This is a genomic window from Rhizobium sp. FKY42 (assembly GCF_005222835.1).
Lineage (GTDB): Bacteria > Pseudomonadota > Alphaproteobacteria > Rhizobiales > Rhizobiaceae > Neorhizobium.
Map to the genome: position 1 here is coordinate 61215 of NZ_STGA01000008.1, position 12438 is coordinate 73652.

Here is a 12438-nt window from a genome sequence, read left to right on the forward strand (position 1 = left end):
TTATCTCTCCACCAATGCCATCTTGGCGTTGAACCAGTTCATGAACAGCGCTGTCGTCAGCGAGAGTGACAGATAGATCACCAGCCAGATCGCGACGATTTCAACCGCCTGACCTGTCTGGTTCAGCATGGTCCCACCAACCGCAACGATGTCAGCGAAACCAACCGCAACAGCCAGCGACGAGTTTTTAGTAAGGTTCAGGAATTGGCTTGTCAGTGGCGGAATGATGATCCGCATCGCCTGCGGAACAACGACAAGGCGCGTAATGATGTTGGCACGCAGACCAAGAGCGTTGGCAGCTTCTGTCTGACCCTTCGGTACCGCCTTTATGCCGCCGCGAACGATTTCTGCAATGAACGAGGCTGTGTAGAAGGACAAAGCCAGATAGAGCGAGATGAATTCAGGTCCGATACTGGTGCCGCCAGACAAATTGAAGCGACCAGCAACGGGGTAGTCGAAAGTCAACGGCGCGCCAATAGCAAGGAAGGTAGCGACCGGGAGCAGGATGATGAGGCCAAGAGAGGTCCATCCCGACCTGAACTGCTGACCGGTACTTGCCTGTCGCGCACGTGCCCATTTGACAATAGCGATGGAAGCGACGATCGCAACACCGAGGGCCGCAACAATCATCCATGAGCCTTCGCCCCAGATAGCCTTCGGGAAGAACAGGCCACGATTGTTGAGGAAACCGCCGAGTGGCAGCGCAACGGAATCACGCGCCTGCGGTAGAATTGTGATAACCCCCTTGTACCAAAAGAAGATGACCAGAAGGGGTGGAAGATTGCGAAAGATCTCCACGTAGGTCTGAGCCAGCTTCGCCAAAAGCCAGTTGTGGGACAAGCGTGCGATACCAATCAGGAAGCCGAGAATTGTCGCGGTGATGATACCGAAGAACGCTACTTGCAGCGTATTCAGCAGACCCACCAGTAGGGCACGACCGTACGTCGAGTCGCTGTTGTATTGGATAGCCTGCTGCCCGATGTCGAAACCTGCTCGCCCCTGCAGGAAGCCGAAACCAGATGCAATATTGGCTTTTTCGAGATTGTTGATCGTGTTCTGGGTGATAATCCAAACGAACAGGGCAACAGATGCCACTGTTACGACCTGGTAAAATATTCCGCGCGCTTGCGGGTCATAAATCAGCGAAGAAAAACTCTTTCGAGGTTTCCCTGAGCTGAGCGCGTCGCCTGCCATGGGTATTTTCCCTCTTACATGCTCTTTTGAGCTTTTTGCCCTTTACGGGAATTGTTTAAGCCGAAGGCGGAGATGACCCCGCCTTCGGTATTTGTTTCAATTTTTGTGCCAACTAGCGAATCGGCGGTGCGTACTGGAGACCGCCCTTCGTCCAGAGCGCATTAATGCCGCGCTTGATCTTGAGCGGGCTGGTCGGGCCGACGTTGCGTTCGAAGACTTCGCCGTAGTTACCAACCTGCTTGATGATGTTGTAAGCCCAATCGTTGGTAAGACCCAGATCCGTACCAATCTTGGAGCCTTCTTCTGCGCCAAGCAGACGCTTGATGTCAGGTCCGCCGGACTTCTTCATGTCGTCGACGTTCTTGGACGTGATGCCGAATTCTTCAGCGCTCACCATTGCGTAGTGAACCCAGGAAACGACGTCGAACCACTGATCATCACCCTGGCGCACAGCCGGACCGAGGGGCTCCTTCGAAATAACTTCTGGAAGAACTTCGTTTTCATCCGGGTTCTTCAGCTTCAGGCGGATAGCGTACAGGCCGGACTGGTCGGTCGTGTAGACGTCGCAACGGCCGGAGTCGTAGGCGCTGGTTGCGTCAGCTTCCTTTTCGAAAACAACGGGGTTGTACTTCAGGTTGTTGGCCTTGAAGTAATCGGCGAGGTTCAATTCGGTTGTTGTACCCTGTTGCACGCAAACAGCGGCGCCGGACAGTTCGAGTGCAGACTTTACGTTCAGGCTCTTCTTAGCGAGGAAACCCTGGCCGTCATAGTAGTTGACGGTGCGGAAGTTGAAGCCGAGCGACGAGTCGCGGCTGATCGTCCATGTCGTGTTGCGAGTCAGCACATCAACTTCGCCCGACTGCAGCGCAGGGAAACGGTCCTTACTGGAGAGAGCAACGATCTTGAACTTTGTTGCATCGCCGAAAACGGCAGCGGCAATGCCTTTGCAGTAGTCAATATCGATACCCGACCATTCACCCTTGTCGTTCGGGCTGGAGAAGCCCGGGATACCCTGGCTACCGCCGCAGGTTACAAAGCCCTTGGCCTTCACATCGGCGAGCGTGGCAGCGGATGCAGCCGAGGCAGCGCCCAGGACTGCCGCGCCAATCGCGGCTGACAGAATTGTCTTTTTCATTTTCCCAACCTTTGTCTGTTTGTTTTTTAGCATATTTATCCCGTGCCAGAGCGCAGGATCGGCTCGTAAGGCCTCCCGAAGCGAGCCGCGCCTATCACAGTCGGAAATCTTCGCGAGGGTCAAGTCTCACACTTTATATTAGCGCCTAAAATTCGACAAATTTCGCTGGGCTGCTGATATATTAGGCTGGTTGTGCGTTTTTGCGCAGGCACTGCCTCTTATTCGGCCAGCATCCATCGCAATTTTGCATGACTTCAGTAAGCGTATTCGTATGTTGACGTGGCACCTGTGGATAGCGACAATGATGTGGCTATCATATTAGAAAGCTTCAGGTTTCATGAGTAGAAATAAAGCAGAATCTGACACATTGGGTATTAGTACCCGGCTGGTTCATCTCGGAAATGACCCGCACAGTTTTCACGGCTTCGTTAATCCGCCGATCGTTCGCGGGTCGACAGTGCTGTTTCCTGACTGCGCGACGATGGAGAGTCGCAACCAGAAGTACACGTACGGAACCCGTGGAACTCCGACGACTGACGCTCTATGCGAGGCGTTGAACGCGTTGGAAGGGGCTGCCGGGACGGTTCTCGTTGCCTCTGGCCTCGCGGCGATCACCGTTCCTTTCCTTGCATTTCTCTCTGCGGGAGATCATGCGCTCATTGTCGATTCCGTCTATGGACCGTGCCGTCATTTCTGCGACACGATGCTGAAGCGTCTGGGTATCGAGGTTGAATATTACGATCCTGAAATCGGCGCCGGCATTGAAGGGCTTATTCGACCGAACACGCGCCTGGTGCATACGGAGGCTCCAGCCTCGAACACCTTCGAGATGCAAGACATTCGCGCGATTTCGGATTCTGCCCATCGGCATCATTGCATCGTGACGATGGACAATACATGGGCAACGCCGCTCTATTTCCGTCCGCTGGATTTTGGGGTCGATGTGTCAATTCATGCGACGACCAAATATCCGTCTGGTCATTCCGATATCGTGATGGGTTCTGTATCTGCAAATGCAGCCGCCTGGCCTCGGCTCCTGGAGGCGCAGACCACACTCGGCATCTGCGGCGCACCTGAAGATTCCTATCTGATTCTGCGGGGCTTGCGCTCCATGGCGGTCAGGCTCGACCACCATCAGAACAGCGCGCTTTCTGTTGCACGTTGGCTTGAAAGCATGGATGCAGTCGAATGCGTTCTGCATCCTGGTCTCGAAAGTTTTCCGGGACACGAGATCTGGAAGCGTGATTTCAAGGGGGCGTCCGGTGTCTTTTCCTTTGTGCTGAAGGCGGCCACGCCCGATCGGTTCAAGCCAAAAGCCCATGCTTTTCTGAATGCCTTGTCCCTGTTCGGTCTTGGCTATTCCTGGGGAGGTTACGAGAGCCTGGCGCTGCATGTGAATCTCAACGACCGGACAATCCGAAAAGCGCCTTCGGCCGGACCTGTGATTCGTCTTCAGATAGGCCTTGAAAACATCGAAGATCTGAAGAGGGACCTGGAAGTGGGGTTCAGAGCCGCAGCGGCGGTTTGATCAGGCGCCGTAGCCGTAAAGCCAATCAAGGTCTGCCGCCAGTGATTGCGGCGGACGCAACGACAGGACCAGGTCCCGTCCAAGCCGAATCGGTCCGCTGGCATGGTAGACGAAACGATTGAAGTCACCCCGTGCCTTTACTTTCGCAGCACGTCGCTTGCGGGAACCCTCGAATTGGCTCAGGGCTGATGCAAGCGGCAGCGTTGTCGCCGCTTGCGCCAGTTCCCACGCATCTTCGATGGCCATGGCAGCGCCTTGCGCCGCAAACGGCATCATCGCGTGCGCCGCATCACCGATCAGAACTTTCGAGACGTGATCGGTCCAAGCGCCGTCGCCCAGTTGATAGAGGGGCCAGAAACGTGGATCTTCTGCTGTTGTCAAAAGGTGCCGGAAAGCTGGATGCCACTCCTTGAACTCTGCCAACAAAAGCTTCTTTTGATCGGGCGTTGAGTGAGCGCTCCAGGTGTGACCAGGCGAGACGCCAGCGGCAATGGCAACAATGTTGAACTGCTGAACCTCACGAAGCGGATAGCATACGGCATGAGCCGAACGCCCAAGGAAAGCCTGCACGCTTCTCTTGTCGATAAAATCCGGTGCTTCTGAGTAGGGAATGGTAAAGCGCCACGCGATATTGCCGGAAAAGTCTGGCTCCGGCGATTTGTCGATCGTATCGCGCACAGCAGACCAGACGCCATCAGCGCCGATAATGAGATCGGCATTCATTCCAATCACATCGCATATTTGTTTCGCAACGGCTCCATCAATGCGGTTGCCGAGGTAGATTGTGCAGTTTTCCTGAGCATTGCAGGCATCGCGAAGAGCATTCTGCAAGGTGGATCGATGCAACACGCCATAAGGCGCCTTCCATCTCTGACGAGCGGATTGACCGACGGGGACCTGCCCCAGCAATCTCAATGTCTTTCCGGAGTTCAGCGACACTCGATCCGGCTCAGTCCACACCGTTTCCAGTTCCGGCAAGATACCCAGCCGATCCAGTATGCGCGATGCGTTCGGCGATATCTGAAGCCCGGCTCCAACTTCTGCCAGATATGGTGCCTGTTCAAGCACGTGTACATGAACGCCGCGCCGTGCAAGCGCGAGCGCCGCAGTCAGGCCAGCCATGCCAGCACCAATGATTGCGGCGGTCTTTATAGTCATGGGTTCTGCTAAAGTCAGGCTGCCTTGACGTGGAACACGCAGCCAGCGGGGATCGTTTCGCCGGATTTCAGGGACGAGTTATAGCGATAAAGTGTAGAACAATACGAACATACCTTTTCGTTCTCATCGCCCATGTCGATATAGATATGCGGATGATCGAACGGCACATTAGCGCCCGTGCACATGAATTCCTTCACGCCCACTTCAATGACCCGATGCCCGCCGTCGTTCTGGAAATGAGGGATACCGTGACCGGCCATGATAGTCTCCAACGTCTTTCTGTTGCCGGGACATTATCCATGCCGCAGCAGATTGTGTAGAGGGAAAGCCTTATTGAGCTTAAATTCCTGTGTCCTCTCTTGGAATTGACAGGTATTTGCGCCTATGTTCCGGCCCCAATAGGAAATTTCTTGATGAACCTCAATACACCCAGCTTTACCCGCTTTTCGCATGACGGTCTTTCGATAGCCTATTTCGATGAGGGGCCGCATGATGCGGAGACCGTGATTCTCATTCATGGCTTTGCTTCGAGTGCGAATGTGAACTGGGTTTATCCTGGATGGCTGAAGACCCTCGAGGAGGCGGGCTACCGAGTGATCGCACTGGACAATCGCGGCCATGGCGCCAGTGACAAGCCGCTCGATCCGGAGGCCTATCGCCCCTGGATCATGGCGACTGATGCGGTTGCTCTTCTTGATCACCTCGAAATCGAAGCGGCTCATTTCATGGGCTATTCGATGGGTGCCCGGATCTCGACCTTCGCTGCGCTTAATCATCAGCCGAGACTGAAATCCCTGGTGCTTGGCGGCCTCGGGATCGGATTAACGGATGGCGTGGGAGATTGGGATCCCATTGCCGATGCATTGCTTGCGCCCGAACCCGATGCGATCACGCATGAACGTGGTAAGATGTTTCGTGCGTTTGCCGATCAGACAAAGAGTGACCGAACAGCGCTTGCTTCCTGTATCAGAGGATCGCGAGACCTTGTCGATAGGGCCGCCGTGGCGTCGATCAAGGTGCCAACGCTCATCGGGGTGGGGACCAAGGATGATATTGCCGGTTCGCCACACGAGCTAGCCGATCTGATGCCGAATGCGCGGGCGCTCGATATTCCCAACCGGGATCATATGCTTGCCGTCGGCGACCGCATCTTCAAAGCTGCGGTGCTTGATTTCTATAAAGAGATCGGGTGAAGGCCGTAATGGCCTTGGGTGGTTTTCTTACCCGATATTCTATATAGTAGATCCATCGATAGGGGTTGGCTCACATGGTTGCTCTCACTGAAATCCGCTCAAACGACCAGGTCGCCTCGGTAGATCCCATCTGGGACACCCTGAAGTCTGAAGCAGCCATCGCGGCGGAGCGTGACCCTCTTCTGGCGGCCTTTATTTATTCGACCGTGCTGAACCACCGCACGCTGGAAGAATGCGTTATTCACCGCATCTGCGAGCGGCTGGACCATGCCGACGTCAAGGCCGTTCTTCTGCGTCAGACCTTCGAGGAAATGATGCTGGATTGGCCTGAATGGGGCTCCATCGTGCGCGTCGATATTCAAGCCTATTACGATCGAGATCCGGCGTGCACGCGGTTTCTTGAGCCGGTTCTCTATTTCAAAGGATTTCATGCGATCCAGACCCACAGGCTGGCGCATTGGTTGTTGAGGCGAGACCGTCGCGACTTCGCGCTTTACCTCCAGAGCCGGGCTTCCAGTATTTTCCAGACTGATATCAACCCGGCCGCGCGCATCGGCAAGGGAATTTTCCTTGATCATGCCACGGGGCTTGTGGTCGGCGAGACTGCTGTGATCGGCGACAATGTCTCGATCCTTCACGGGGTGACGCTGGGTGGAACGGGGAAGGAAGGTGCGGACCGCCATCCAAAGATCCGGCACGGCGTTCTGATTGGCGCAGGCGCAAAAATCCTCGGCAATATCGAGGTCGGGAATTGCTCTCGTGTCGCTGCGGGATCAGTCGTTCTGAAATCGGTTCCGGCCAATTCTACCGTCGCTGGCGTGCCTGCCAAGGTGGTGGGGGAGGCGGGTTGCTCCGAACCGTCCCGAGTGATGAACCAGATGCTATCTGGTGAGGACTAGGATCTCTGCCGGTGAACGGAACTGTCTTTACTTTCGTCGGTTTCCCGTGCCAAAAGCCCGCAGCCTTAATGAACACGACGGAGAATGACCGGTGAAAGCTGACGAAATCAAGAAACTCGACGCCTACTTCAAGCGGGTCTTCAACCCCTCCATGTCGGTCAAGGCGCGCCCGCGCAAGGATGACTCAGCTGAAGTCTATGCGGGTGACGAGTTTCTTGGTGTGGTCTATGTCGATGATGAAGACGATGACCGCTCCTATAATTTCTCGATGGCGATCCTCGACGTCGATCTTTGATGCGGCGTTGATTCGAGTTTGACTGAGGACCAAATTGCTTCCCGTCCCTGGGTTGAATTTAATTTCTAGTCATACTTATCCTAGGTGGAGACTGCGGCGGGCATCAATGCCCGCTCTTTTTTTGCTCTTAGGGCTCTCATTTCGCATCTGCGAAGAGTTTTGCCTTGACTTTTGCAGTGCAGAATAATTCACTTTGGGCTCAATTCATTGAAGGAGGTGGGAAATGTTGAATATCGAAGAAGCCAATCGTAAGAGCAAGGAAGCTGTCGATGGCGTTTTGAAGAGCTATTCCGAGGTTGCGAAGGGTTGGCAGGCGATCGCGACGGAGACGGGCGAGTTTTCGCGCAAATACGTGCAGGACGCGACATCCTATTTTGAGCAGTTGATCGGCGTCCGCACCATCGAAGCAGCTCTCGAGTTGCAGACCAACTTCGCGAAGTCCTCCTATGAGACGGCTGTAGCGCAAACCAGCAAGTTGGCTGAACTCTATTCCGAACTGGGCAAGACACTCGTAAAGCCATTGGAAGCGGTGGCAAGCCAATCAACATCCGTCTTTACAAAGTCGACCCTGTAATCGGATCGAGTGAATCATACCTATTATGGCCGTCGCGACACTTCGCGGCGGCTTTTTCGTTTGTGCTCAGGTCTGGGCAAGCCAGTTTTGGAATAGTGCACAGATCGGGTCGAGGAATAGTGATTGCATGGGATTTCAGGGGGCTTAAAATCCCGACACGGCGAACTAAATATGTAAGACTGATGTCTGGTTTCGATGAACGATACGCCTGAATTCGCCAGACAATGGGGAAGAATGAAAGATGATCGCAAAGCCGATCTTGATGCAGGACGATGGAAACGAAGACGGTAATCGGGCCAATCGCGGCACGTCTGTTATCACGCGTACCCAACCCAAAACGAAGCGTCCCAATCTGTACCGCGTTCTATTGCTGAATGACGATTACACGCCAATGGATTTCGTCATCCACATTCTGGAGCGATTTTTCCAGAAAGACCGTGAAGCGGCCACTCGCATCATGCTGCATGTTCACAATCACGGTGTGGGCGAATGTGGTGTCTTTACATATGAGGTTGCTGAGACGAAGGTAAGCCAAGTCATGGATTTTGCCCGCCAGCACCAGCACCCGCTGCAATGTGTCATGGAAAAGAAATGAGGAACCCACGTGCCAACTTTTTCGCCTAGTCTTGAAAAGGCGCTGCATCAGGCACTGACTTTCGCCAATGAGCGGCACCACGAATATGCAACGCTGGAGCATCTGTTGCTGGCGTTGATCGATGATGCCGATGCGGCGGCCGTTATGGGTGCTTGCAACGTCAACCTCGACGTTCTGCGCAAAACCGTCTCCGACTACATCGATAACGATCTTGCAAACCTCGTAACCGGCTATGATGAGGACTCCAAGCCGACCTCCGGCTTTCAGCGGGTCATCCAGCGAGCCGTCATTCACGTGCAATCCTCTGGCCGTGAAGAAGTGACAGGCGCCAACGTGCTGGTCGCGATTTTCGCTGAACGGGAAAGCCATGCCGCGTACTTCCTGCAAGAGCAGGAGATGACGCGCTATGATGCCGTTAACTACATTTCCCACGGGATAGGAAAGCGTCCGGGATCATCTCAAGTTCGCACGCCTCGCGGCGCTGAAGAAGGGGAAGCGGAAGCTAAGCCCGGTCGTGAACAGGACGAGGGAAATGCAAAGAAGGCGCAGGATGCTCTAACCGCCTACTGCGTCAACTTAAACGAAAAAGCAAAGAATGGCCGGATCGATCCGTTGATCGGGCGTCATTCGGAAGTAAACCGTACAATCCAGGTTCTGTGCCGCCGTTCCAAAAACAACCCGCTTTACGTAGGCGATCCCGGTGTCGGCAAGACTGCTATTGCGGAAGGTCTGGCTAAGCGCATCGTTGAAGGTAAGGTGCCTGAAGCTCTGGCTGATGCGACCATATTCTCTCTGGATATGGGCACGCTGCTTGCCGGCACACGTTACCGTGGTGATTTTGAAGAGAGATTGAAGCAGGTCGTCAAGGAACTGGAAGAGTATCCGGGTGCCGTGTTGTTTATCGACGAGATCCACACGGTAATCGGAGCCGGTGCGACCTCCGGCGGCGCTATGGATGCTTCCAACCTGCTGAAGCCAGCCCTGTCTTCGGGTGCGATTCGCTGCATCGGCTCGACGACCTACAAGGAATATCGGCAGTTCTTTGAAAAAGATCGGGCGCTTGTGCGGCGCTTCCAGAAGATTGATGTCAATGAGCCCTCAATCGAGGATGCGATCGAGATCATGAAGGGCTTGAAGCCCTATTTCGAGGAGTATCACAAGCTCCGGTATTCGAACGACGCGATTAAATCTGCGGTTGAACTTTCGGCTCGCTACATCTCGGACCGGAAGCTTCCGGACAAGGCCATCGACGTTATTGATGAAACTGGAGCAGCTCAAATGCTGCTGCCTGCATCGAAACGTCGCAAATTGATTACGGAAAAGGAGATCGAGGCCACCGTTGCTACGATGGCTCGTATCCCGCCCAAGACCGTATCCAAGGATGACGAGGCGGTTCTTGCCAACCTTGAGAAAGAGTTGCGATCTGTCGTCTATGGTCAGGACAATGCGATCGAGGCGCTAGCAACCGCAATCAAGTTGGCGCGGGCGGGCTTGCGCGAGCCGAACAAGCCGATTGGTTCCTATGTCTTTTCCGGCCCGACAGGCGTCGGCAAGACGGAGGTAGCCAAGCAGTTGGCGGCTTCTCTCGGCGTGGAACTGCTCCGCTTCGATATGTCGGAATATATGGAGCGCCACACGGTTTCGCGCCTGCTTGGGGCGCCTCCCGGCTATGTCGGTTTCGATCAGGGTGGTCTGTTGACGGATCAGGTCGATCAGCACCCGCATTCGGTCGTCCTGCTGGATGAGATCGAAAAGGCGCATCCAGATATCTACAACATCCTGTTGCAGGTGATGGATCACGGTTCCCTGACCGATCATAACGGCAAGAAGATCGACTTCCGCAATGTGATTTTGATCATGACGACGAACGCTGGCGCGTCGGAAATGGCGAAAGCGGCGATCGGTTTCGGTTCTTCAAAGCGGACCGGAGAGGATGAGGAAGCTCTAAACCGACTGTTCACGCCGGAATTCCGCAATCGTCTCGATGCGACCATACCGTTTGCGCCGCTGCCAACGGAAGTCATCCATCAGGTCGTTCAGAAGTTCGTCATGCAATTGGAAAGTCAGCTTTCCGAGCGCAATGTCACCTTCGATCTGCATCAAGACGCAATCGCTTGGCTGGCGGAGAAAGGCTACGACGAACGCATGGGTGCGCGCCCACTATCTCGCGTCATTCAGGAGCATATCAAAAAGCCGCTTGCGAATGAAATTCTCTTCGGTGCTCTGCGCAAGGGCGGGGTAGTGGAAGTCACCGTTGGCAAGAAGGAAGACGGCAAGGATGGTCTGGTTCTCAAATCCATTCCTGAAGCCGTGCCGGTGAAGCCAAAGCCTGAAGTGGAGGTTGAGGCCACTGAAGACAGCGGCTCGTCTAAGCAGAAAGCTGCAAAAGCCAAGGCATCCACAAAAGCCGACAGCAAGGAAAAGATGGTAAAGCCAAAGCTGCAGGATGGTGATGTCATAACGGACGAACCTTCCAAGCCGCGCAAAGGAAGTACGGTGCCAAGGGTTCCGAAAAAGAAGTGATCCGACAGGTTTATCGATGCCGGGGATTTTCCCCGGCATTTTCAATTTCAGCATCACCTAATCGTGCGGGTTGTGTTAGACACCCCGCGTCGACACAATTCCTACGCCAGCACTCTTTGGTTCTGCTGGCGTAGCGCTGGAAACGATTGATGCAAGCTTCCCCGATTGAGTACCGCTCCAATGCCGCCTGGTTTGTGACTGGCATGCGCGGAATATTTTCCATCCCGGCCATGATCCTGATGACTTCGTTTGTCGGTTTCAGTGCTTTCGCTCTGGAGTCCGGGATTAGCCGTACGCAGGCTGTATTCATGACGCTGTCTGTCTGGGCGTTACCGGCCAAGATGATCTTGATCGGGACGATGACAAGCGGTGCACCCGTTGCTGCAAGCTTCCTGGCGGTGACGCTCTCTTCCATCCGTATGATGCCCATGGTGGCCTCCATCATGCCGGAAATGCGCAATGAGCGAAGTCCAACCTGGTTGCTTCTATTTCTGTCGCATTTTGTTGCGATAACCTCGTGGGTCTTTGCCATGCAGCACATGCAAAGCGTACCTCGAGACCGCAGGCTCTCCTATTTCGGAGGCTTTGCAATAACGCTGACGCTACTGAACGGCGTGATCGTCGGTGTCTGTTATGGAATTGTCGCCCAATTTCCGCCCATTGTGGCCGGCGCGTTGTTCATGCTGACACCGATTTATTTCTTCGCGTCGATTTGGGCCAGCGCTCGTCATTCTGTCGTCAAGCTCGCCTTTGTTGTCGGTGTCATTGGCGGACCGCTGATGGCGATGATCGAGCCCCGCTTTGACATTCTGTATGTGGGCATAGGTGGAGGAACGGCAGCTTACCTAATTGATCGCTACTTTATCAGGCATCGAAGGTTCAAGTCCTCAAAGGCGGACCCAAGGGAGGAGCTGCCATGACCGAGAACTGGTGGTGGGCATTTCTCGTTATCGCAGTTGCTGGATGGCTGGCCACGGATATCTGGCGCTGGCTCGGCGTTGTCGTTGGAAACCGGCTCGATGAAGACTCCGAGGGCCTGCAATGGGTACGGGCCGTTGCAACCGCGTTGGTGATGGCGGTGACCGCAAAACTGGTTGTCTTCCCCACCGGCACAATTGCTGATGCACCGCTTTGGCTCCGGGCAGGGGCAGTGGCAATTGGCTTCGTTGCTTTTCTAATAGCAGGCCAGCGGGTTATCGTCTGTGTGGTGGTGGCGCTTTTTTGTCTTGTCAGCGGACTGTTGATCGTCTGAACACGGACAGCAATCAAGGCAAAGAGCACAAGTTTCGACGAAATTTCGGATTCCGTCGACTGTGATGCGGTATGCTCGGGCAACGCCTTGCA

At 54.6% G+C, this 12438-nt stretch carries 13 protein-coding genes; 9 read left to right on the forward strand and 4 right to left on the reverse strand.

From position 1 onward, the window contains the following. Together E8M78_RS04400 and E8M78_RS04405 are read right to left on the reverse strand one after the other, a co-directional pair. Complete coding sequence (locus E8M78_RS04400; RefSeq protein WP_137133901.1) at positions 1-1194, reverse strand: amino acid ABC transporter permease; 1194 nt, start codon at positions 1192-1194, stop codon at positions 1-3. Between the two features lie 112 nt (positions 1195-1306). Further along, positions 1307-2329: an amino acid ABC transporter substrate-binding protein gene (locus tag E8M78_RS04405; protein ID WP_170973315.1), complete on the reverse strand. Its 1023-nt coding sequence runs from the start codon at positions 2327-2329 to the stop codon at positions 1307-1309. A 337-nt stretch (positions 2330-2666) separates the two neighbouring features. On the opposite strand from E8M78_RS04405, the gene E8M78_RS04410 reads away from it, so the two are divergent. After that, complete coding sequence (locus E8M78_RS04410; RefSeq protein ID WP_137133902.1) at positions 2667-3857, forward strand: cystathionine beta-lyase; 1191 nt, start codon at positions 2667-2669, stop codon at positions 3855-3857. Here the strand turns inward: E8M78_RS04410 and E8M78_RS04415 are convergent, their stop codons facing one another. Together E8M78_RS04415 and E8M78_RS04420 are read right to left on the reverse strand one after the other, a co-directional pair. Continuing rightward, on the reverse strand, positions 3858-5015 hold the full coding sequence (locus E8M78_RS04415; RefSeq protein ID WP_137133903.1) for an FAD-dependent oxidoreductase: 1158 nt from the start codon (positions 5013-5015) through the stop codon (positions 3858-3860). A 14-nt stretch (positions 5016-5029) separates the two neighbouring features. Continuing rightward, positions 5030-5275 (reverse strand): zinc-finger domain-containing protein, encoded by a 246-nt coding sequence (locus E8M78_RS04420; protein WP_137133904.1) that lies wholly within the window; start codon positions 5273-5275, stop codon positions 5030-5032. 153 nt (positions 5276-5428) lie between these two features. On the opposite strand from E8M78_RS04420, the gene E8M78_RS04425 reads away from it, so the two are divergent. The 8 genes from E8M78_RS04425 (at position 5429) to E8M78_RS04460 (ending at position 12346) form a co-directional block, all read left to right on the forward strand. Then, entirely contained in the window at positions 5429-6208 is a 780-nt protein-coding gene (locus tag E8M78_RS04425) for an alpha/beta fold hydrolase (protein WP_137133905.1), read from the forward strand. Positions 6209-6282: 74 nt separating this feature from the next. Further along, a complete protein-coding gene (gene cysE, locus E8M78_RS04430; RefSeq protein WP_137133906.1) occupies positions 6283-7107 on the forward strand; it encodes a serine O-acetyltransferase in 825 nt (274 codons plus the stop codon). Between the two features lie 91 nt (positions 7108-7198). Further along, positions 7199-7402, forward strand: coding sequence for a DUF3126 family protein (locus tag E8M78_RS04435; RefSeq protein ID WP_062554361.1), 204 nt, complete (start codon positions 7199-7201; stop codon positions 7400-7402). Positions 7403-7625: 223 nt separating this feature from the next. Beyond that, positions 7626-7976 carry a phasin family protein gene (locus E8M78_RS04440; RefSeq protein ID WP_137133907.1) on the forward strand — a complete coding sequence of 117 codons (351 nt, stop codon included), beginning with the start codon at positions 7626-7628 and terminating at the stop codon, positions 7974-7976. 241 nt (positions 7977-8217) lie between these two features. Continuing rightward, positions 8218-8571: an ATP-dependent Clp protease adapter ClpS gene (gene clpS / locus E8M78_RS04445; RefSeq protein ID WP_137133908.1), complete on the forward strand. Its 354-nt coding sequence runs from the start codon at positions 8218-8220 to the stop codon at positions 8569-8571. 9 nt (positions 8572-8580) lie between these two features. Continuing rightward, positions 8581-11094 carry an ATP-dependent Clp protease ATP-binding subunit ClpA gene (gene clpA / locus E8M78_RS04450; RefSeq protein WP_137133909.1) on the forward strand — a complete coding sequence of 838 codons (2514 nt, stop codon included), beginning with the start codon at positions 8581-8583 and terminating at the stop codon, positions 11092-11094. A 149-nt stretch (positions 11095-11243) separates the two neighbouring features. Continuing rightward, positions 11244-12014: an AzlC family ABC transporter permease gene (locus E8M78_RS04455; protein ID WP_137133910.1), complete on the forward strand. Its 771-nt coding sequence runs from the start codon at positions 11244-11246 to the stop codon at positions 12012-12014. Next, positions 12011-12346: an AzlD domain-containing protein gene (locus tag E8M78_RS04460; protein WP_137133911.1), complete on the forward strand. Its 336-nt coding sequence runs from the start codon at positions 12011-12013 to the stop codon at positions 12344-12346. Before E8M78_RS04455 ends, E8M78_RS04460 begins: the two co-directional genes overlap by 4 nt. The last annotated feature ends 92 nt before the right edge of the window (positions 12347-12438 follow it).